This window comes from Ruegeria sp. YTSC199 (assembly GCF_059609725.1).
The window spans coordinates 37,524-58,567 of sequence record NZ_JBXWMF010000021.1 but is presented as its reverse complement, the minus strand read 5'-3'; the positions used below and the strand labels follow the sequence as shown (position 1 = coordinate 58,567).

Here is a 21,044-nt window from a genome sequence, read left to right as displayed (position 1 = left end):
GCGTGCTATTCAAGATGAAATTGCCCATCTGAAGAATTCGAAGACCGGGGAACAAGCCATGGATCGCGCTCAGATCGTTCACGAAAACTTCCTGACCCGGGTCGCGAAACGTGACTTTCCCAGTGGTGCGCCGCCGCGCCCGGGTCTCAGAAACACTGACGCGGTATCGCTGTTCCGGTCTCAGGTCCTCAGCCGGGCGCTGGATCGGACCAGTCGTGCGATGCAGAAGGCAGGACAGGGGTTTTATACGATTGGCTCATCCGGGCATGAGGGGATGGCGGCGGTTGCGCACGCATTGCGCCCGACCGACATCGCGTTTCTGCACTACCGCGATGCAGCGTTTCAGATCGCCCGGGCCGAGCAGGTGCCCGGTCAGCAGATCGCCTGGGACATGCTGCTCAGTTTTGCCTGTTCGAAAGAAGACCCGATCTCGGGCGGGCGGCACAAAGTGCTGGGGTCAAAGGCGTTGATGATCCCGCCGCAGACGTCGACCATTGCCAGCCATCTGCCCAAGGCCGTTGGCGCGGCCTATAGTCTGGGCGCCGCTCGACGGCATGATCCTGAACATCGGGAGTTGCCCGAGGATGGAATTGCGATGTGTTCTTTTGGGGATGCTTCAGCCAACCATTCGACGGCGCAGGGGGCTATTAACACTGCCGGGTGGACCAGCGTGCAATCCACTCCGCTGCCTCTGCTGTTTGTATGCGAGGATAACGGGATCGGGATCTCGGTCAAAACACCGAAGGGCTGGATACAGACGTCGATGGAGCATCGTCCGGGGATCAAGTATTTCCAAGCCAACGGGTTGGATATTTATGAGACTTACTCCGTGGCGCAGGAGGCCGCCGATTATGTGCGCACCCGTCGTAAACCTGCCTTCCTGCATATGAAAACCGTACGCCTTTACGGCCATGCCGGTGCGGATGTGCCGACCACTTACCTGTCGAAGGTCGAAGTTGAGTCTGACGAGGCCAATGACCCTCTGCTTCATAGCGTGAGCTTGCTGGATCAGGCGGGTGCCTTGTCGCCTGCGGAAGCGCTGAAAATTTATGAGGATACCTGCGCCCGCACGGATCGTATCGCGACCGAAGCGGCCACACGCCCGCACCTGGTCAATGCCGCTGAGGTGATGGCCAGCCTGATCCCGCCAAAACGTGCCTGCAAACCTACCAATGGCCCCAGCGCCGAGGCCCGGGCCAAGGTCTTTGGCGGAGATATGCGCGCGATGGAAGACCCTCAACCCATGAGTCGCCTGATCAATTGGGCACTGACCGATCTGATGCTAGAGCATGGTCAGATTGTCTGTATGGGTGAAGATGTTGGCCGCAAGGGAGGCGTCTACGGTGTGACCCAGAAATTGCAGCAAAGGTTTGGGCCGGACCGAGTGATTGACACGCTATTGGACGAACAGTCCATTCTGGGGCTTGCCATCGGCATGGGGCATAACGGGTTCATTCCGATCCCCGAGATTCAGTTCCTCGCCTATCTGCACAATGCCGAGGATCAGATCCGGGGCGAGGCCGCGACCCTGCCGTTTTTCTCGAACGGGCAATTCACCAATCCGATGGTGCTGCGGATTGCCGGGCTGGGGTATCAGAAAGGCTTCGGTGGGCATTTCCACAACGACAATTCTCTGGCGGTGCTGCGGGACATTCCGGGTGTGATCATTGCCTGCCCCTCCAACGGCACGGACGCGGTGCAGATGCTACGCGAATGCGTGCGACTGGCGCGCGAGGAGCAGCGGGTGGTGGTATTTCTGGAGCCAATTGCCCTCTATCCGATGCGGGATTTGCATGATGCGCAGGATGGCGGGTGGATGACCACTTATCCCTCGCCAGACCAATGCATCCCGCTGGGTGAGGTTGGTGTGCACGGGGACGGTACCGATCTGGCCGTCGTGACCTACGGCAACGGACACTATCTGTCTCAGCAAGCACTGCCCGTACTGGAGGCCGCTGGCGTCAAGACGCGCATTATCGACATGCGCTGGCTGGCGCCTTTGCCAGTCAATGCCCTGCGCGAGGCCACCAAATCCTGCGCGCATGTTTTGGTGGTTGATGAATGTCGCCGCACCGGCAGCCAATCCGAGGCGCTGATGACGTTCTTCGCCGAAGAAAACCCCGATATCCCAACCGCTCGCGTCGTGGCCGAAGATAGCTTTATTGCCACTGGCCCGGCCTATGCCGCTCCGTTGCCGTCGAAGGATGGCATTATTGCCGTCGCGCTGGCCCTGACCGGAGGCCGCTCATGACACGCACTGCCGTTGTGATCTGCCCGGGGCGGGGGACCTATAACAAGCCCGAACTGGGCTATCTGCGCCGCCATCACGTGCAACGGACAGACCTGTTCCACAGCTTTGACGCCATCCGCGCCGAGGCGGGACAGGAGGCTGTGACAACACTGGATGGCGCAAGCCGTTACACCGTCAGCAAGTATTCTCGCGGTGATGTGGCATCACCCCTGATCTATGCGGCTTCTCTAGCCGACGCACAGGCTGTAGCCGAAGACATCGAAGTGGTCGCGGTCACAGGCAATTCTATGGGTTGGTATATCGCCTTGGCCGCAGGTGGTGCCTTGTCATCGCAGGACGGGTTCCGCGTGGTGAACACGATGGGCACGCTGATGCAGGACCAGTTGATCGGCGGTCAACTGGTTTATCCGTTCGTGGGTGAAAACTGGGAAAACGACACCGCCCGCAAGGCAAAATTTTTGGCCGATGTCGTACGGATCAACGCGTCTGACGGGTGTGATCTCGCGCTGTCCATCGATCTGGGCGGGATGCTGGTTTTGGCGGGAAATGAGGCGGGTCTTCAGGCCTTTGAGGCCGCGTGCCCCACAATTGAGGACCGCTTTCCGATGCGGCTTCCAAATCACGCGGCCTTTCACACCGCGTGGCAGGCCCCGGTTGCGGCTGAGGGACGGGCTCGATTGGGCGTCGGTATGTTTGGCCAACCCAAATACCCCATGATCGACGGGCGCGGCAAAATCTGGTGGCCGGGTGCGACAGACACACAGGCGCTGTGGGATTATACGCTGGGACATCAGGTGACAGAGGCCTATGACTTTACTCGCGCGATCCAGACCGCGGCGCGCGAGTTCGCACCTGACCTGTTCATTGTAACAGGCCCCGGTGCGACTCTGGGTGGGGCCGTGGCGCAATCGCTGGTCCTGGCCGACTGGCGCGGCATGTCCGACAAGGCATCATTTCAGAAACAACAGGACGCGCAGCCTTTCTTAATTGCGATGGGCCGCGACGATCAGAGGACGCTTGCAACCGGCTGATCCAGCCCTGATGATCCGCGCACATTCAAGGAGCCCCGCGTGAGCGACCACAACCAGTCCCTCTGGCAGAACACCTGTATGGAGCAGTTCGATAGCCTTCCCCTGACCGACGACCTGACCGTTGATCTGGCGGTGATTGGCGGAGGCTATACAGGTTGTTCCGCAGCGCTGACGGCGGCGCAGGCCGGGGCATCGGTGTGCCTGCTGGAGGCGGAGGAGATCGGTCATGGCGGCTCGGGCCGCAATGTCGGGCTTGCGAACGCGGGGCTGTGGCTGCCGCCCGACGACATTCGTCAGCGTCTTGGGGACGATGCGGGGGTAAGACTGATTGAATTTCTGGCCGCCGCGCCCGGTGAAGTGTTTGATCTGATCGATAGGCACGACATCAATTGCGAACCCGTGCGCAACGGAACGTTGCACTGCGCGCATTCCGCCAAAGGTCTGCGGGATCTGCAGACCCGACACGCGCAGCTATCCGTTGCGGGTGCGCCAGTTGAACTGCTGTCTGTCGAACAGACGACGCATCGCGCGGGCAGTACTGCGTTCCATGGTGCTTTGTTCGATCCCCGCGCAGGTACCATCCAACCACTAAGTTACGTCCGGGGCCTTGCCCGCGCCGCTGCGAAAAACGGGGCGCAAATCGCGACCCAAAGCCCGGTGGTGTCCATGCAGCACAGCGATTGCGTTTGGACGCTGAAAACCCCTCGGGGTTTGGTGCGTGCGAAATCGGTGATTCAGGCCACCAATGCCTATCATCAGGGGCTGCAGGCATCGGCACCAGAATATGTGCCGGTTTACTACTTCCAGTTCTCCACCGCGCCGCTGTCGGACAATCTGCGCGCCAGTATTCTGCCGGGGGGAGAGGGGTGCTGGGATACCGGCCTGATCATGACCTCGTTTCGGATGGACGCCGCGGGCCGCTTGATCATCGGCGCCATGGGCGATCTGGGTCAGGTCGGCCGCGTCGCTCATACCGCCTGGATCAGGCGCAAACTGGCTGAGCTTTTCCCGCAACTGTCCGGCCAGCCGCTAATCGAGGGGTGGCACGCTCGGATTGCCATGACCGCGGACCATATTCCCAAGATCACACAGATAGGGCCCAACGCCCTGTCGGTGCATGGGTATTCCGGGCGTGGCATCGGGCCGGGCACGGTGTTTGGTCGCCTTGTGGCGGAAAGCCTGCTGCAGGATGATGCGTCGCTGTTGCCGGTTCCAGCGGTCGCAGATTACCACGAAAGCTGGCCCGGCCTGCGCCGTGCTTATTTCGAAACCGGTGCGGCACTGACCCATTTCATAAAGGCGCGGTTTTGATCGCGGTGACTCAGCCCTGCAACTTCGCGGCAACTGCAGCGATCCGGTCACGCAGCCAGCGATGGGCCGGATCGTTTGCCGAGCGCTGGTGCCAGACCATGTAGATCGAGACCGGTTCGCAGTCGAACGGCAACGGCGCGCAATCCAGCGCCGCCAAGGGCCCATGTTTCATCAGCAAAGTGTCGGTCGAGATCAGGTCGCTGCCCTTCACGAAGGACGGGATGGCATTGAAATGCGGCAAGGTGACGGTGGGAGGTCGGATCTGGCTCTGATCCACGCCCCGCATCACCGCGCGGGAATTGCGCCCGTCGGCAAAGCGCACCTCGACATGCTCGGTTTCGCAATAGCTTTGCCAACTGTCCGGCGGAGTGCGCCGCGCGGCGTCGTAGAAGATCATTAGCGGGCTGATCAGCACGCGTTTCTGGAAAATGTCCGGCCCATCGGGGGGCAGGGGGGTCAGCATCAACTGGCATCGGTCACCGCGCAGCAAGTCCGGGTCGGGGACGCCTGACGGGATGAATCCCAGCCTCAGCCTGACGCCTTCGGCCCGGAGCGTGTGCAGCAGCTGTGGAAAGATCAACTCTCGCGGCATATCGTTGGTGGCAATCTGGATGCTGATCTCTTCGGCCAGAGGGTCAAACGGGCGGTCATCGGTCAGCGACCGCATCCCGTCCAGCACTTGTTGAACTGGCTCTTTCAGGGACAGGGCGCGTTCGGTTGGCATCAGCCCCTGACCCGAGCGCACGAAAAGCGGATCACCCAGCACCTGCCGCAGCTTGGCCAGCGTATGGCTGATCGCCGACTGCGTCACGCCCAGACGGTCAGCGGCTTTCGAGACAGAGCTTTCCTCGAGGATGGTCAGAAAAGTGCGCAGGACCTTGCCGTCCAGATCGGTGAAATCAGTTTTGCTCATACCATCTATGACTAGTCATGAATCGATTTGCAGTCCACCGCGCATTAGGTGACAGTTATCATCAGGAGGCACGCGATGGGAATCCGCTTTTTCTCGGACAAAAACCGGCCGGTCCATATGGGCTCTTATCCGCTTGAGCGGTTGGCGCGGCAGGCGGTTCTGCCTGACCTATCTGCTGTGAAGCAGATGCAGACGCTCGGCTTTCATCGTGCGGATCAGCCAGAAAGCATTGTTAACGCGATGGGTGAATTCCAGGCGATGATGGACACGATCCGCGACGGGTTTGTGAACCCGGTGGTCTCAGAAATCCCTGACGATCCTTCACAGCGTGCCAATCACCTCAAGGCGTTTGGCTATTTCAATGATGCGTCCATGATGGGTTGTGGTCCCCTGCCTCCCGAAGCGATGCTATCCGAACCCCGCCGTAATCCCGATATCGACCGTTTGGCCCACGCCTTGAAAACGCGGCAGACCAAGACGCTGGCCTCGGGGATCGACCTGATCATGGCCGATCTGAAAGACAGCATGGAGGCCGCCCCCAAGCCGATGGACACGCATCGCCACGCCATCGTCTTCCTCTATGAACACAACCGCGACCCTGATCCGCATGAACCCGGCGCGGAGTGGATCATCGACGCGCAGGATCATCGCGCCTGCCTGCTCGCGACCGAGAACGCGGTGGTCATCGCCAACTATATCCGCCTGCTGGGCTTTGACGCGCGGGCGCATACGGCAATGTCATCCGAGGTTGATCTGGGCAAGCTGGCGGTGGCGGCGGGTTTAGCTTCGGTTGAGGACGGCGACATCGTGGTCCCCTGGCTGGGTAAGCGGTTCGGTCTGGCCGCCGTGACCACCGAGATGGAGATCGCCCATGACCATCCCCTGCAGCCGATGGCGCAGCAGCCGTGGTTCCGTACAGAAGGGCCCGCTTGGTGGCTGGGCGCTGGGTTTGCCAAGAATGCGCTGAACCGTGACCCCTATGCCAAACGGCGTTATGAGGACGGGGCGCATCCGTTCGAGAACCTCAGGCGGGTTGATGCGCCGACCACCTATATCGACGAGGAAAACGTCGCCCGTGTGCCGAAACGCGCCGACATGTTCGCGCGGGCGCAGTTTGGCGATATGGGCAAGCCCCTGCAGGATGCGGCGAAGGGTGGATATTACGTGCGCAAGTCCGCCCCAAGTTGTGCACAACGCCGGGCGCTGGGCGCGTTTGTATTGCTGCAGGACGGTGAGAGTGCAGATGCCGCGCGCCCCACTGATGCGGCGCGCAATGCTGCCAATATCAAGGCAGCGACGTATTTCCTTGGCGTTGATGCGGTCGGCCTCAGCCGGTGCCCGGACTGGGCATGGTATTCCCATGATGCAACGGGCGAGGAGGTTACCCCTCCTCACCATCAGGCCATCAGCATGATCATTGATCAGGGTTATGAAACGATGGAGGGCGCCAGCGGTGACGACTGGATCAGCGTTGCCCAGTCGATGCGCGCCTATCTGCGGTTCTCGCTGTTGGGTGGCGTGATTGCGCAGCAGATCCGCAACCTCGGCTACAAGGCCAAGGCGCATACTGTAATGGATGGCGAAGTACTGCAGCCTCCGCTGTTGCTGTTGTCCGGGTTGGGCGAAGTCAGCCGGATTGGAGAGGTGATCCTGAACCCCTATCTCGGTCCGCGCCTGAAATCCGGTGCGGTGACGACGGATATGCCATTGGTGCACGACAAGCCGATCGATTTCGGGCTGCAAACGTTCTGTGAAAGCTGCAACAAATGTGCGCGTGAATGTCCTTCGGGGGCGATCACCGCCGGGCCAAAACTGATGTTCAACGGCTATGAGATCTGGAAATCCGACAGCCAGAAATGCGCCACCTACCGGGTGACCACTCCAGGTGGAGCAATGTGCGGGCGGTGCATGAAGACCTGCCCGTGGAACCTCGAAGGCATATTCAAGGAACGCGCATTCCGCTGGGCCGCGATGAACATCCCTCAGGCCGCGTCTGCGCTGGCGAAACTGGATGATGCGGTTGGCAATGGTGGCCTGAACGACGTCAAGAAATGGTGGTGGGATATCGAATTGCAGTCGGATGGCGCTTATCGCCCCACCGAACACCCGCTGAACCGGCGCGGTTTGCAAACCGATCTGGACCTGAAATACGAAGATCAGACGCTGGCCGTCTACCCCGCTTATCTGGCGCCGCACCCCTGGCCCTATCCGTTTGCCATGGACCGTGAGGCCGGGATCGCTGCCTATCAGGCAATGGTCACGGCCGAAGAATACAAGACCCGAAAGGCGGCGGGCGATCTGTCTGTAATTCACTGCTATACCATCGCCGGGGATGCCCCCGTCATGCGGGTTGAGCTGACCAAGGTCGACAAGATGACGGCGGATGTGACCAAGTACGAATTCTCGGCACTTAACGGAGCGCCGCTTCCGGAATGGACTGCGGGTGCGCATCTGGACGTGCTGGTCGCTCCGGAATTCCTGCGGCAGTATTCCATGTCAGGCGATCCGTCTGACCGGACGACCTATCAAATAGGTGTGCTGCGTGAGGATGAAGGGCGCGGCGGCTCAGCGCTGTTGCATCGTATCTTCAACGAGGGGCGCAAGGTCTTCGTCTCGAAGCCGATAAACCATTTCGAACTGGATGAGACGGCGACCAAGACATTCCTGATGGGCGGTGGTATTGGCATCACTCCCATGATCGCCTTCGCCCACCGCCTTCACGCGCTGGGCAAGCCATTCGCATTGCACTATTCCGCCAGTACCTGCGACGCGGCGGGGTATATGGACGATCTGGCCGCGATGCCTTGGGCGGATCGCGTGCACTTTCATTTCTCGGATGAAGGCACGCGCGCCGATTTGGATGCGGTTTTGTCCGGCTATCAACCGGGCTGGCACGTTTATACCTGTGGGCCGGATCGCTATATGGACAGTGTGATGCAAGCCGCCAAGACGCAGGGCTTCCCCGAGGACGCGCGGCATCTGGAGTATTTCTCGGTTCCCGAACAGCCCGAATATGAAAACCATCCGTTCACGCTGCGGTTGGCTAAGTCGGGCCAGGAGTTGATCGTTCCCGCGGAGAAGGACGCTGCGCAAGTGTTGACCGACGCGGGGATTCACGTGGACGTCAAATGCTCGGACGGCATTTGCGGGGTCTGCAAATGCGGCGTGGTTTCCGGCGAAATCGAACATCGCGATTTCGTTCTGTCAAACAAACAACGCGAGAGCGCTATCATCCTGTGCCAAAGCCGGGCCGCTCGACCGGGTGGCGTGATCGAACTCGACCTCTGACACAAGGTCTGGAAACGACATCCGATAACAGAAGAATTGGTCGCTCCTGCCATGGACGCCGGGGGGTTGCTGCACTAACGTCCCCTGCGAACCCCAGTGAATCCTGATCAACAGGTACGAGGTATTTCATGGATTATCACAGCCCCGCCAGCTTTGCCGAGGCGTCGGCTCTGGCTGCAAACGCGACGGGCACCACACGGTTTCTGGCAGGCGGCACCGATGTTCTGGTGCAGCTGCGCTCGGAATTGGTGACGCCCGATACGCTGATCGACATCAAGAAAATTGACGGGGTGCGCGACATCACCCACAACGCCGACGGCAGCTGGACGCTGGGCGTCGCCGCCACGGGGGCCGAGATGAGCGAGCATCCCGATCTGGGCCGCGATTGGCCAGGCGTGGTCGAGGCGATGGACCTGATCGGCTCGACACAGGTGCAGGGACGCGCGACGTTGACGGGTAATCTGTGCAATGGCTCTCCGGCAGCGGATTCAGTGCCAGCGATGGTGGCGGCTGGCGTGACCGTCGTTGTGATCGGCCCCGAAGGGACCCGCGAGGTCGCCGTAGAAGACATTCCATCCGGCCCCGGCAAGACCATTCTTGCGAAGGGAGAGGTGATCTCGGCGGTGAATATTCCGGCCCGGGGCGAGAACGGCGGTGACGCCTATCTGCGCTTCATCCCGCGTACCGAGATGGACATTGCTGTTGTCGGCGTGGGCGTCAGCCTACGTCTGGATGGCGACACCATCACCGAGGCGCGTGTGTCTTTGGGCGCTGTCGCCCCGACCGTTTTGCTTGTTGAAGACTGCGCCAAGGCCATCATCGGCAGCACGCTGAACGAAACCGCACTGGACGCCCTGGCCGCTGCAGCATCCGCCGCCTGCAACCCGATCGATGACAAGCGCGGCACCATCGCATTCCGCACCGAGGTCGCTGGCGTTCTGGCCAAGCGCACCGCGAAAATCGCCTATGCCCGCGCCAAGGGAGAGCAAGCATGAGCAAGTTCCACGTATCCAGCACTGTGAACGGGGACGCGGTCGAATACCTGTGTGACCCGCGAGAAACCCTGCTGGATTGTCTGCGCGACAAGCTTAACCTGACCGGCTCGAAAGAGGGCTGCGGTACCGGCGATTGCGGCGCGTGCTCGGTCACCGTCGATGGCCGTCTGGTCTGTTCCTGCCTGATGCTGGGCGTTGAGGCTGATGGCAAAACCATCGAGACCGTTGAAGGCATCGCGGATGGGGACGTTCTGCATCCATTGCAGAAGAAGTTCATCGAACATGCTGCCCTTCAGTGCGGTATCTGTACTCCGGGCATTCTTGTGGCGGCCAAGTCGCTGCTGGAGAAGAACCCAAACCCGACCGAAGAGGAAACCCGTTACTGGCTGGCAGGCAATCTCTGCCGCTGTACCGGTTACGACAAGATCATTCGCGCCGTCATGGAAACGGCCGAAGAACTGCGGGAGGCTTCGTAATGGCGCTCGACAATCGTAAGTCTGAATTCACTTTTGTTGGCACCCGTCCGGACCGCCCGGATGGGCTGGAAAAGGTCACAGGCCGTGCCAAGTTCGGTGCCGACGCCTATGCGCCGGGCATGCTGCACGGTGCTATCCTGCGGTCTCCGCACGCCCATGCGCGGATCGTGAAAATCGACACCTCGAAGGCCGAGGCCATGAAGGACGTCAAAGCCGTTGTGACTCGTGCGGATTTCGCCGATGTACCGTTCAAGCCTGGATTGGAAGGCGAGTTCTGGAACGTGCTGGAAAATGTCATGGCGGGCGAAAAAGCTTTGTATGACGGGCATGCAGTCGCTGCGGTCGCAGCCACGTCAGCATTGGCGGCGCGCGACGCACTCAAGCTGATCGAGGTTGAGTACGAGGTCCTGCCTCACGTTACCGATGTGGACAAGGCGATGGCGTCGGACGCGCCCGTGATCCGAGAAGGGGCCGCGGATTATTCCGTGCCCGATGGGATGCATCCGAACGTGGTCCGTTATCATGAAAGCGGCCATGGAGATGTTGAGATTGGTTTTGCCGAGGCGGATCTGGTCATCGAAGACAGCTTTGTCACCGAGGCAACCCATCAGGGCTATATCGAACCGCACGCCTGTCTGGGCATGTTGGGCAATGATGGTAAGGGTGAGCTGTGGTGCACCACCCAAGGCCACTGGATCGCACAGAAGACCTGTGCGGCGCTGTTGGGGATCGAAACATCGCAGCTGCGCGTGACCGCGTCTGAGATCGGCGGCGGCTTCGGTGGCAAAACCACGGTGTTCATTGAGCCCGTCGCACTGGCGCTGAGCCGCAAGGCGAACCGCCCGGTCAAACTTGTCATGTCCCGGTCCGAAGTATTCCGAGCCACTGGTCCGACCGCCTCGGCCTCGATGGATATCAAGATCGGGATGAAGAAGGACGGCACCATCTCGGCAGCGCAGGGCGTGTTCCGCCTGCAGGGTGGGGCGTTTCCGGGCGCGCCGGGCGATATGACCGCCATGTGTGCGTTTGCGCCCTATAACCTGACCAATGTCAGCCAGATTGGCTATGACGTGATGGCGAACCGGCCTAAACAGGCCGCCTATCGCGCGCCGGGTGCGCCGATGGGGGCGTTTGCGGTCGAGTCGGTGATTGACGAGCTGTGCAAAAAGCTGGATCTCGACCCTATCGAAGTGCGCCTGAAAAACGCGGCATACGAAGGCACTAAGGCCAGCTATGGCCCGCGTTACGAACGCATCGGTCTGGTCGAAACGCTCGAGGCCGCCAAGGCGCATCCGCATTACTCGGCCCCGCTTAAGCCGGGGCAGGGGCGCGGGATCTCCTGCGGGTTCTGGTTCAACCACGGCGGCGAGACCTCGGTGTCGCTGGCCCTGTCCGAGGACGGCTCGGCACAGTTGATGGTCGGCACACCCGATATCGGCGGCTCGCGCGCGTCAATGGCGCTGATGGCGGCCGAAGTTCTGGGTATTCCGTACGAAAACATCCGCGTCACCGTCGCCGATACGGCGACACTGGGCTATAACGATGTCTCGCACGGATCACGGGTGACTTATGCCAGCGGATTGGCGACCATCAAGGCGGCGCGTCACGCGGTCGAAAAGCTGTGCGAACGGGCCGCAGCCAGCTGGGGTATTCCGGCTGACGCGGTGAAATGGGAAAACGGTTGCGCGGTACCATCAGGTCCCAATGCAGGTGATTTTGACCCGCGCCCGCTGGCCGATATCACCGCCCATATGGGCCAGACCGGCGGCCCGATTTCGGGCCATTTCGAAGCCACGCCCGAAGGCGCGGGCGTGTCCTTTGGAACCCATATCGTTGATGCCGAGGTCGACCCGGAAACCGGAAAAACCAGCGTCACCCGATATACGGTCATTCAGGACGCCGGTAAGGCGATTCATCCGACCTATGTGGAAGGTCAGTATCAGGGCGGTGCTGCGCAAGGCATCGGCTGGGCGCTGAACGAGGAATATGTCTATGGCGACGATGGTCGCCTGCAGAACTCGATCTTCCTCGATTACCGTATCCCGGTCGCCAGTGATCTGCCGATGATCGACACGGTGATTGTCGAAGTGCCCAACCCCGGCCACCCGTTTGGCGTGCGTGGTGTGGGTGAGACCGGCATCGTGCCGCCCCTGGCCGCCATAGCAAATGCGGTGTCGCACGCGGCGGGTGTTCGGATGCGGCAACTGCCGATGTCGCCGCCCCGCATTCTGGCGGCGCTCAAGGACAATGGCTGAGGTCCACCTCTGGTCCGGCCTCCGGTCTTTGACCGGGGGCCAGCAGGTGGTGGAGGTTGAGGCCAAAACGACCGGCGAGCTGTTGCGGGAACTGGTAAAGCTACACCCGCAGCTTCAGGGACCGATTGATGCGGGCGTGTCCATCGCCATCGACGGACGCGTCATCGCCAGCGGATTGACCGAGCCGATCCCTGCGGGCAGCGAGATTTACCTGATGCAACGTTTGCGGGGCGGTTAAGCCTCGGGCGACCACGGCTCACGTCCGACCATGCGGTCGGCCTCTGCGGTGATGTCGTTCATGTGCTGCTCAAGGCTTTGGCGCAGCTCTTCGATTTGCTCTTCGGATGCTTTTCGTGGCACGGTTTCGGTCCACTCGCGGCACAGAAATACGCCCTTGTTCCGCCAGGGACGGGGCATCAACAGGCGATCCCATGTACCCGCTTCGCTGCCATATTGCGCGGAAAAGGTGATGCCGAAAATCCGTTTTCCCGAGGTGCGGGCCCATACCAGTGGCACCGTGGAAAGCACACGCTCCGGGCCACGTGGTCCGTCGGCGGCGATGCCGATGGAAATCCCTTGCTTCATCTTGCCAAGCACTTCTCGCGAAACGGCAACGTTGCTCTTGTGTTTGCTGGCCATGGCAATCGTGTCCATACCGAACAGTTTCTGCACCCGACCCACCATGCTGCCTGCTCGTGCAGACGAAGTGATCGAGCAGATGTGTCCTTTGTCCAGCGGGAAGAAATACGGCGACTGCGCCAGCCGCTGATGCCACAGCACAACGATGACCGGTTCACCCTGTTCGGCCAGTTGGTCCAATTCCTCGTACCCGATGCGCTGCCATTTGGTGTTGCGGTTGACCATTCGGATATAGCTCGCAATCCGTCGAGCAGCCCAGTTCAGGACGGCTTCGCTGTCGGCGATCTTTTTGCGAATGCTCACGGTTGGGGTCCTTTGTTCTGACCAAACCGTGTCTTATAGAACTCGACGCCGCACGCAACTTGTTTGTCGGGGGCATTAGTCGTGCGAAATCTGAAAAAGCCTCTTGAGTCCATCGCGCGGCTGGCATATCTGAGGCGCACCTTAGGGGTATAGCTCAGTTGGTAGAGCGACGGTCTCCAAAACCGTAGGTCGCGGGTTCGAACCCTGCTGCCCCTGCCATTAAAATCAACCGCTTACATGAAGATAAGGCGCCCAGAGCGCAAAACTTTGTGCGGTTTTTTGTGCGTTATTCGAGAAAGTCCAAGAACCTGATTCCTGTGGCGGGGCGCGATCTTCGGTACAAAAAGACGCGATCTTCGGGACAACTTGACGTGGCTATTAGGAGCGTTGGGGCCACGCAGCGGACCTTCGCTGCATCCGCAGTTGTTCTTAAAACCATCGGCAAGTTGCGCGCGAAAGCTGACTTTGAAAACCGGATGAATTGTTAATTCACTGTTTGGTGCGGTTCGCACTGTTTCTACTGTTGGAATCCGGCGCCTTATACTTTTGCTAGGCTGCGAAACAGGCCGGCCTAACTACTCTCGACAAAGAGGTTTTTGTACTCTTTTGATTTAGCAATCAGGCTCGTGGCGATGATCCGCTAGAGCCGCTACGAGTTTTTTGACAAGACAGGTTGACCACATCGAACCTAAGTTCTTTATCGTGATTTATCATTCATTCGAGGCAAGTTAACTGGGAACCTCTGTCTCTTCGGAAACTAACCCGAGGAAATAATAGTGCGTCTGGATAAACCTCTAAGTGCATGTGACGTCACTGATTTTGATTGACTGCCCTGGATGTCTGCGACACCCTTTGGCGAAAATAGTAACAGATATTCTCCTCAAAATTGCAACTTAGGTCAGCGGAGTGGCTTTTATGAAGTCTTTGGTTTTCGCAATCGCAGGACTGTTGCCGACATTTGTGTCGGCAGAATACAACGGCACTGTTGCGCGTGTGCAGAACTACCTGTCGGAGTGCTTGGGTGAGCAGCATTTGACTGTTCCGCTGGTGCCGCAGTTGATGATCACACAACCCGACAAATCACTGGTGGATTTCCGTCCAATGCGAAGAATGGATGAGACAGAGATTGAGGAACTCATTGAAGCCAGCCCTTACCAAGCTCGAAGCATTCAGTATTCCACGCCTGGTTCGCGTAGTCCGGAACCACCTCTATTGGAAATTCTGACCGGCCACCGCACACCGTACAATATCACCAATATCCGGCTCTATTCGGGCTCTTGGTCCAGACTGGATGAGTGGATGCGATACTTCCCAGAAAACAGAACAACCCAATCGGAAACCCATCTTTTCGTTCCAAAAGCCGTTAGCTTTTTTGGCCAACCGATCAAAGCGACATGTTATCGAAACATACCGCAAAGCGATGATCCAAAAGCGAGATTTTGTGTACTTTCCGGACTGAGTAAAAACAACAGCATGGTCAGCTTTAGAATCAATACAGGTCACGACCTGAACGGGCATTGGCCCACAGCCGACAGCGATTGGAAAACACTCGACATGTCGGAATGGGCGGAGCCGCTGGCTGTGGTGGAACAGGCCATCACAAACCTAATCAAAAAAGGCGAAAACAAAACAAAGTGCAATTGAAGCAAGAGCAGTTCACATTTCTAAAAGCAGTGATCTACGGTGAGTTTACCAACAACATTATGTTTGAAAGTACGCCCGACGAAATTTTGCGAACAGATTGCGTCGCGCAATTTTCGCCTGACTGTCTGACATCAGCACGCATGGAACAGACTGGGTTGATTGCGTAGCGGCGCCGAAGGCAGCGTCATCCAGCGTGCTGATTGATTGACGCAGTAACTTCCTCAAACCTCGAGTTCTCGTGTGGTTTCTCATGTGCATCGACCATCGAACGAGGGGCGTTACCTGTCAAAAGCGCCAGTGGCGCTGTCGCCAGGTTGGCTTGAGGAATTTAGTTGAAAGTCTTCCTCGTTGTTTTCTCCGCAAGTGTGACACGCTTCACTGACGGCCCCGCCAAATCAGCCAAAACTGAGTACATTTAACGAGTTGGTGTACATGGTATTTTAAGAGCGCAGTATTTTTCATTATCCGCCGTGCGGACTGGGCGCGCTGAAACTATGCGCGCCCCTTCTATTTTGTGTTCAATCCATCAAGCAGGCAACACGCCCGCTGATACAGTGCGGCTACACGTCAAGCATCTGATGCCGGAACGAACGTCGCGCGTAGCTCCCGCTTCACTGGCATGGGCAAATATGTGCCGCCGGCGTAGCAAGTTTTCGCTACGTAAGCACTTGGCGACTATGCATCGCGCGAAGTTTGTTCTACTCCGAGGAAACCATTTTGATGGGGGTCAAAATGAAGCTCAACGCACTTGAAATTTGTTGCATCTTACTGGCCAGCGCAGTGGCCGTGGCCGGGTTTGTCGAAGCGGCAAACGTTGTGATTTCTGCCATTTGAACTTTTCAAACCCTAAGACCCCTGATGACGTCCCGAGGGTCAGGACCCGTTTATTTCTGTCTGGTGGCGTGATTCACCGTTCAAAAAACGAGCGGTGAACTTGCCTGATCTTTTCTGGCCGACGGATGCGCAGATGGCACGTCAGGCTAAAGCATTACGGGCTCTGGTTGAAGCTGCAATGGTGGCGCCCGTTAGAGGGTACCACCGACGGTTTGCATTCGAGAAGATACAGCGCCGGGACCTAGGATCATTGGGCGGCGACTCATGAATGGTTGGTAGGCAATATCGTTCTGCGTCGGAAAAACTGTCTGGATGACCTCAACAAAAATAGGGGCTGGACGAGGGGGTAAAGCCAGCCCCTATCTTTTTCTCAAGGGGGTGTGTGGTATTTGTGGCTCCAAAATACCCAGTTTATGCAAGGCCCGATATTGGGGGTTTCCCGTAGGGACGAGAATTCTGGCGAAACGAGTTGTTTCCGGGGTGCGAACGGTGAGTTTCACAATGAACCGTGGACACAATTTAGACACAATGCGATCTTGGTGACGTGGGCGGCGTGTCTTTATTTTAGAACGTTCTGGTTTTTCGAACTGGATTAGAGGGGGTTAGTTAGTTCGGCATGCCGCCCCACGAACGCTGTGGCTTTCTGAAGTTTGATCGAATTGCGGGTCAAAATGTTGGGGCGTCGCTGCATTCTTAATCTAAGCGTCGCAATTGGAACAATTAGCTCTGGCATCAGTTTCGAGCGGCGCGCCCGATAGGGGTTTGCGATTTCAACGAGGGGGTACGAGTTCGGCGTGTCGCACCCCAAACACGTTCAATCAAATCCAGTTGGTATCCCAGAAGAAGGTCACTCGCGCCCACTTCTGGTCCCGACTTGCGCACCCATTCGACCAAAACGGCGCATGAACTCAACGTCGGTCTCACCTTCATTTCGAGCCAAAGGGGCAGTCTAATTGGGATCTGAATGCGCGTCAGTTCATAGGACCGGGAGGGATGGTTTCCGGTTGAGTGTTCCTTGGCAATACCAAGCAAACCTGCCGAGCGCTGTGTTTTGACGGCGGTGCCAAATCGGCAGAGGTTCAAGCTGGTGTGCCAAGAGTTGGCTATTGCGGCATGGCCGAAGGGAATGTCTGGCTGCGAATGTGCCCGCGATTGGACTGACGGGCTATGAATGGACCGATGCCGTCTGCTATAAGTGGACAGCCCAGAATACTCGCAAGAGGTCGGTTAATCGCAGCCTGTTCATCGGTGGATGGAATCCGGTCTCAATTCCTCTTTTTTACACCAACCTTGAGCCTTTCCAAAGGATTGCTCCTTGTCCTTTGCTCTTCAGCACACCACGCCAAGAATGGGCGCAGCTAACTGACCGCAGCACCGGCCCGGATAGGCGACGACTTGTTGGTGACGTAAGTTCCCAGGTCTTGACCGAGATAGAAAGAAAGGTCGGGCGCCCGAGTGCCCAATGTCATTCTTTGCCCAAAACATCCCAAACAGATTGTATGTCATGCCCAGTCTGCAACTCATCCTCAAGCGCTGATTTGTTGGCGTCGAGCGAGTCTGAAACGGTTATGGTGCTATTGTCCGAGCGCATGGTATGAATTTGTTCTTTGGCTTTCTCAGGCAACTTGCGGGGTTTCTTCTCGCTGATATCCGGGAACGTGCCGAGGTGTTTACGATGGCGGCGCTAACCGGGCGGAATAACGAATTCCCAGATCTTTTGGTCGCGCTTGCCAAGCCTCAGGACCAGCCCGCGCACAGTTTTGTCCCGAACTTCGTAACCCTTGTCCTTGGATTTCAGGCCCTCTGCTTTGCTCTCGTTCAGACGGAGTTCAATATTTTTGTGCGGATTGTGCGTTAAACAGGTATGCCCTCGAACAAATCGAAATTGCCAAATCCTGCAATTCCGTACCTTTAGGTATGGGTAGATCTCTAGCGGTATTAAATTCCTGCGAACTCCAAAACCGTAGATCGCGGGTTCGAACCCCGCCGCCCCTGCCTATTCACCAATTCCATGAAAGAGCGTTGTCTGCAAGGGCGGGCCGTTGTGCTGTGCACCAAGGATCTGTGTAAATCAGCACCGGCTCGGCGTTGAGAAAACTCAAATTCAGCAACCATCACTACCAAGAGGCTGGCCAGCTTTATCCTCAGGCCAGCAATACCTGATCCCTGACGGTTGTGTCATGACGGATGGGCATTGTTTTTGCGTCCCGACCATCGATTGTCAGAGCGAGGTCCTCGCAGACAACCTTTCTGTCGATCCACCAGCGATGGGATGTGGTTCTGCTGTGTTTTTTCAGCGCAAGATCCCCCATGACCCTTTTTCCAGTCAGGCCGCCTCGGAGTCGCCCGAAGCGAATAGGATCTGATTTGCAATCCAGGCCTTTTCCCCGGTCGGGCGGAGCCACCGAGTTCTGAAAAAGCACGCAGTACGACCAGAACTTCCATCGAATGCGCGATAACATGGACCCTGGGCTTGGGAGACATCACCGACAGCGGTAATATACCTTCGCCAACGAAATGGGGTTCAACCGTTTTGGCATCGGCCCGGTTCCGGTCGTGGGGGTGAAGTGATCAATCGCTGGGCCAGTCAAACGCAATGACCGCGGCCTTGTAGCCATTGGACCTGACGCCGGATTCTGTTTTCTCCAAACGATCCCGCATGTCCTTCTGGCTTGTGTTGAAGCCGTGAACATAGATCAGGATTGCTGTGTCTCCGCCATGTTGGCGCACAAGGTCCAGCCATTTCGCTTTTTGACTATGCTGCCGCTGCGAATGCTTCCATCTGCGTTCTTCTTCGTAATGTTGACGTATCTCGTTATAGCCGCTGGCTTCAGGGTGAATATTTTCTTCTTGGAACTGTAAGTGCGGCGGGAAAAACAGTGGTATGTCAAAAAACTCATTCTGTAAAATCCCCAAATTCAGGCAAGAAATGACGTTTCCGCAAAACTCTAGGCGTTTAGAGCACCGGTTGGCGCGATCCGGCCAATCCCGGTTTCCTCCGCCCCCGGAATGGCATAAAGTCCCGTCCATTACGAACCGGCGGATGAGGATACATGTCGCGCTTTGATGGATACTTCCTGCGGCAATTGCTGATTCTGTTCGGCTTTTTCACCCTGGTTCTGGTTGGCGTGTTCTGGATCACCCGATCCGTCAGCCTGTTTGACCGCGTCATCAGCGGCGGGCAATCAGCCATGGTGTTTCTGGAATTCACCGCCTTGACCTTGCCGACGCTGATCCGGACGGTGATGCCGATGGCAGTGTTCGCCGCAGCTGTATATGCCACCAACCGCCTCAGCCGCGAAAGCGAGATGACGGTGATGTTGGCCACCGGCTCAAGCCCGTGGCGTTTGGCGCGTGCCGTCTTTCTGTTTGGTCTGGTGGCCGGGTTGATGATGGCCGTCATCAGCGTTTTTCTTCGCCCGGCCTCGGTCGAGCAGCTTGAACAGCGCCAGGCCGAGGTTGCTGGCGACGTTACGGCGCAGTTGCTAAACGAGGGCGAGTTTCTGCACCCGGCCTACGGTGTCACGGTCTATATCGGCAAGATCGATCTGGATGGCACCTTGTCCGAAGTATTCGTCTCGGATCGGCGTGATCCGCTGAACCCGGTCAGCTATTCATCAAAGACGGCGTACCTGGTTAACAACGATACCGGCATTCACCTTGTGATGCTGGACGGGATTGCACTGCGTTTGGATCAGCAGGGACTGAGCTTGTCTTCGACCCTGTTCGAGGACGCCTCGTACGACATTTCCGAGCTAACCAATACCACCAATATGGCCAAGCGCAGCCTTGAAGCCATTCCAACGATCGAGCTTTTGGAGGACCGAGATACCATCAGCGCGGCAGAAGAGTTCACCAAGGGTGAGCTTATCGATGAATTGCACCAACGGTTTTCCTGGATTGCCATCTGTATTGCCGTTGCGCTCGCCGGGTACGCAACCCTTATGCTGGGCAGTTTTTCACGCTTTGGGCTGTGGCCACAGATTCTGGGCGCTTTTACCATTCTGGTCTTGCTTGAGGGCGTGCGCGGCTTTGTTTCGCCTGTTGTGATTAACGATCCGAACCTTTGGGGCTTGCTGTATCTGCCGGCGGTTATTGGCATCGCCATCTCGTGCCTGTTTCTGCTGATCGCGGGGCGACCTTTGATGCGCAGACGGTACAAGGATTCGCCGGGCGCGCTGTCCCGGGCTTAGTTTGTAGCGCGCAGTTCGGTTAGGCAGCTCAGGATGTCCTCGCAAGTGGCGCTGCCGTTGCGGGTCACCAAGTATAGCGGCAGCATCAGGTCGATGGCTCCGGTCACCGGGATCAACTCACCGGCCGACAGGTGTTCCCTTATGACATATTCCGGGAAATACCCGGTCCCACCCCGCCGCAGGACATAGCGCAAGGCCATCAGGCAATTGCCCAGAAACACGGTTTGCCCCGCAGCTTGCCGCGCCGCCGAGCGTACGTGATCTTGATAAACCTCGCCCAGCTCGAGATTGATGAAGACCGGATCGCCCGTGGCCGGGGTTTCAACCAGCATCAGGCGTTCGGGGGTCAACTCGTGCGCCTGTATGCGCGGGTCAGTGGGCTGTTCATGGGTCAGCGCTGCGTCCAGAACCTGGGTGGCGACCGCGTTTATCATGTTCAGGTCGTGATCATAGTTCAGCGTCAGCAACAGACGCCCAAGACGCTTTTCGAACCGCACGGCCAAATCAACCAGTAACGGGTCCCAGATGCTCAGCTGCGCTCCAAGGCGCAGGGCGACCCGGTTCTGCGTTTGCGCGGGCAGATCATGAGAGGCAAAGGACCACAGCGACAGCATCTGTTCCGCATAGGGCCGGAACTGTCGCCCGAAATCGGTCAGACTGGTGCCACCGGCGCCGCGCGTGAACAGCGGCTTGCCGGTTTCCTCTTCGATAAGCCGAATGCGGGCGCTGACGGCCGTCTGGGTCACGTTCAGCTTGCGGGCCGCGGCGTGAAACCCACCGGTCTGGGCCACGCACAGAAAGGTCTCGATTGCCTTGAGTTGCATATCGAAAGTATTTTTTCATCAAGCTGATAAAATCAATTCATTTTTTTGAGTATCAGATACGAGCTAATCTGTCGCCAACAGATTAGC

15 protein-coding genes and 1 tRNA gene are annotated in these 21,044 nt (G+C 58.1%); 11 read left to right on the top strand and 5 right to left on the bottom strand.

What is annotated here, in order from left to right:
* Positions 1–58: 58 nt before the first annotated feature.
* From AC2FEE_RS18530 to AC2FEE_RS18520, 3 genes are all read left to right on the top strand, one after another.
* Positions 59–2,251 carry a dehydrogenase E1 component subunit alpha/beta gene (locus AC2FEE_RS18530; RefSeq protein ID WP_496866816.1) on the top strand — a complete coding sequence of 731 codons (2,193 nt, stop codon included), beginning with the start codon at positions 59–61 and terminating at the stop codon, positions 2,249–2,251.
* On the top strand, positions 2,248–3,282 hold the full coding sequence (locus AC2FEE_RS18525) for an ACP S-malonyltransferase (protein ID WP_496866815.1): 1,035 nt from the start codon (positions 2,248–2,250) through the stop codon (positions 3,280–3,282). Before AC2FEE_RS18530 ends, AC2FEE_RS18525 begins: the two co-directional genes overlap by 4 nt.
* Before the next feature lie 78 nt (positions 3,283–3,360).
* The gene (locus AC2FEE_RS18520; protein ID WP_496866843.1) at positions 3,361–4,593 is read left to right on the top strand and encodes an NAD(P)/FAD-dependent oxidoreductase; all 1,233 of its coding nucleotides are present in this window, start codon (positions 3,361–3,363) and stop codon (positions 4,591–4,593) included.
* A gap of 10 nt (positions 4,594–4,603) precedes the next feature.
* Here AC2FEE_RS18520 and AC2FEE_RS18515 read toward each other — a convergent pair whose 3' ends face one another.
* Positions 4,604–5,506, bottom strand: a complete 903-nt coding sequence (locus AC2FEE_RS18515; protein WP_496866814.1) for a LysR family transcriptional regulator — start codon at positions 5,504–5,506, stop codon at positions 4,604–4,606.
* Between the two features lie 75 nt (positions 5,507–5,581).
* Between AC2FEE_RS18515 and AC2FEE_RS18510 the strand changes: the two genes are divergently transcribed.
* From AC2FEE_RS18510 to AC2FEE_RS18490, 5 genes are all read left to right on the top strand, one after another.
* Complete coding sequence (locus tag AC2FEE_RS18510; protein WP_496866813.1) at positions 5,582–8,794, top strand: reductive dehalogenase; 3,213 nt, start codon at positions 5,582–5,584, stop codon at positions 8,792–8,794.
* Positions 8,795–8,922: 128 nt separating this feature from the next.
* Positions 8,923–9,789, top strand: a complete 867-nt coding sequence (locus AC2FEE_RS18505; protein WP_496866812.1) for an FAD binding domain-containing protein — start codon at positions 8,923–8,925, stop codon at positions 9,787–9,789.
* On the top strand, positions 9,786–10,265 hold the full coding sequence (locus AC2FEE_RS18500) for a (2Fe-2S)-binding protein (protein WP_496866811.1): 480 nt from the start codon (positions 9,786–9,788) through the stop codon (positions 10,263–10,265). The genes AC2FEE_RS18505 and AC2FEE_RS18500 overlap by 4 nt, the downstream gene beginning before the upstream one ends.
* A complete protein-coding gene (locus tag AC2FEE_RS18495) occupies positions 10,265–12,520 on the top strand; it encodes a xanthine dehydrogenase family protein molybdopterin-binding subunit (RefSeq protein ID WP_496866810.1) in 2,256 nt (751 codons plus the stop codon). The genes AC2FEE_RS18500 and AC2FEE_RS18495 overlap by 1 nt, the downstream gene beginning before the upstream one ends.
* Positions 12,513–12,758, top strand: coding sequence for a MoaD/ThiS family protein (locus tag AC2FEE_RS18490; protein WP_496866809.1), 246 nt, complete (start codon positions 12,513–12,515; stop codon positions 12,756–12,758). The genes AC2FEE_RS18495 and AC2FEE_RS18490 overlap by 8 nt, the downstream gene beginning before the upstream one ends.
* On the opposite strand, the gene AC2FEE_RS18485 is transcribed toward AC2FEE_RS18490, so the two are convergent.
* Positions 12,755–13,462: a lysophospholipid acyltransferase family protein gene (locus tag AC2FEE_RS18485; protein WP_496866808.1), complete on the bottom strand. Its 708-nt coding sequence runs from the start codon at positions 13,460–13,462 to the stop codon at positions 12,755–12,757. The genes AC2FEE_RS18490 and AC2FEE_RS18485 overlap by 4 nt on opposite strands.
* A 143-nt stretch (positions 13,463–13,605) precedes the next feature.
* Here AC2FEE_RS18485 and AC2FEE_RS18480 point away from each other — a divergent pair.
* Both AC2FEE_RS18480 and AC2FEE_RS18475 read left to right on the top strand, forming a co-directional pair.
* Positions 13,606–13,681, top strand: a tRNA-Trp gene (locus AC2FEE_RS18480).
* Between the two features lie 696 nt (positions 13,682–14,377).
* Entirely contained in the window at positions 14,378–15,106 is a 729-nt protein-coding gene (locus tag AC2FEE_RS18475; RefSeq protein WP_496866807.1) for a hypothetical protein, read from the top strand.
* Positions 15,107–18,084: 2,978 nt separating this feature from the next.
* Here the strand turns inward: AC2FEE_RS18475 and AC2FEE_RS18470 are convergent.
* Positions 18,085–18,252 (bottom strand): hypothetical protein, encoded by a 168-nt coding sequence (locus AC2FEE_RS18470; protein WP_496866806.1) that lies wholly within the window; start codon positions 18,250–18,252, stop codon positions 18,085–18,087.
* 259 nt (positions 18,253–18,511) lie between these two features.
* The gene (locus tag AC2FEE_RS18465) at positions 18,512–18,856 is read right to left on the bottom strand and encodes a hypothetical protein (protein ID WP_496866805.1); all 345 of its coding nucleotides are present in this window, start codon (positions 18,854–18,856) and stop codon (positions 18,512–18,514) included.
* A gap of 137 nt (positions 18,857–18,993) precedes the next feature.
* Here AC2FEE_RS18465 and lptF point away from each other — a divergent pair, with 137 nt between their 5' ends.
* Positions 18,994–20,133, top strand: a complete 1,140-nt coding sequence (gene lptF / locus AC2FEE_RS18460) for an LPS export ABC transporter permease LptF (RefSeq protein ID WP_496866804.1) — start codon at positions 18,994–18,996, stop codon at positions 20,131–20,133.
* On the opposite strand, the gene AC2FEE_RS18455 is transcribed toward lptF, so the two are convergent.
* Entirely contained in the window at positions 20,130–20,957 is an 828-nt protein-coding gene (locus AC2FEE_RS18455; protein WP_496866803.1) for a LysR family transcriptional regulator, read from the bottom strand. The two genes, lptF and AC2FEE_RS18455, sit on opposite strands and share 4 nt — an antisense overlap.
* Between the last annotated feature and the right edge of the window lie 87 nt (positions 20,958–21,044).

Bases quoted from the DNA above. Each gene is read 5' to 3' on its own strand.
- lptF (WP_496866804.1), top strand. From the start codon at position 18,994: ATGTCGCGCTTTGATGGATACTTCCTGCGGCAATTGCTGATTCTGTTC.
- AC2FEE_RS18530 (WP_496866816.1), top strand. From the start codon at position 59: ATGGATCGCGCTCAGATCGTTCACGAAAACTTCCTGACCCGGGTCGCG.
- AC2FEE_RS18525 (WP_496866815.1), top strand. From the start codon at position 2,248: ATGACACGCACTGCCGTTGTGATCTGCCCGGGGCGGGGGACCTATAAC.
- AC2FEE_RS18510 (WP_496866813.1), top strand. From the start codon at position 5,582: ATGGGAATCCGCTTTTTCTCGGACAAAAACCGGCCGGTCCATATGGGC.
- AC2FEE_RS18505 (WP_496866812.1), top strand. From the start codon at position 8,923: ATGGATTATCACAGCCCCGCCAGCTTTGCCGAGGCGTCGGCTCTGGCT.
- AC2FEE_RS18515 (WP_496866814.1), bottom strand. From the start codon at position 5,506: ATGAGCAAAACTGATTTCACCGATCTGGACGGCAAGGTCCTGCGCACT.
- AC2FEE_RS18500 (WP_496866811.1), top strand. From the start codon at position 9,786: ATGAGCAAGTTCCACGTATCCAGCACTGTGAACGGGGACGCGGTCGAA.
- AC2FEE_RS18475 (WP_496866807.1), top strand. From the start codon at position 14,378: ATGAAGTCTTTGGTTTTCGCAATCGCAGGACTGTTGCCGACATTTGTG.
- AC2FEE_RS18495 (WP_496866810.1), top strand. From the start codon at position 10,265: ATGGCGCTCGACAATCGTAAGTCTGAATTCACTTTTGTTGGCACCCGT.
- AC2FEE_RS18490 (WP_496866809.1), top strand. From the start codon at position 12,513: ATGGCTGAGGTCCACCTCTGGTCCGGCCTCCGGTCTTTGACCGGGGGC.
- AC2FEE_RS18455 (WP_496866803.1), bottom strand. From the start codon at position 20,957: ATGCAACTCAAGGCAATCGAGACCTTTCTGTGCGTGGCCCAGACCGGT.
- AC2FEE_RS18520 (WP_496866843.1), top strand. From the start codon at position 3,361: ATGGAGCAGTTCGATAGCCTTCCCCTGACCGACGACCTGACCGTTGAT.
- AC2FEE_RS18470 (WP_496866806.1), bottom strand. From the start codon at position 18,252: ATGGGGGATCTTGCGCTGAAAAAACACAGCAGAACCACATCCCATCGC.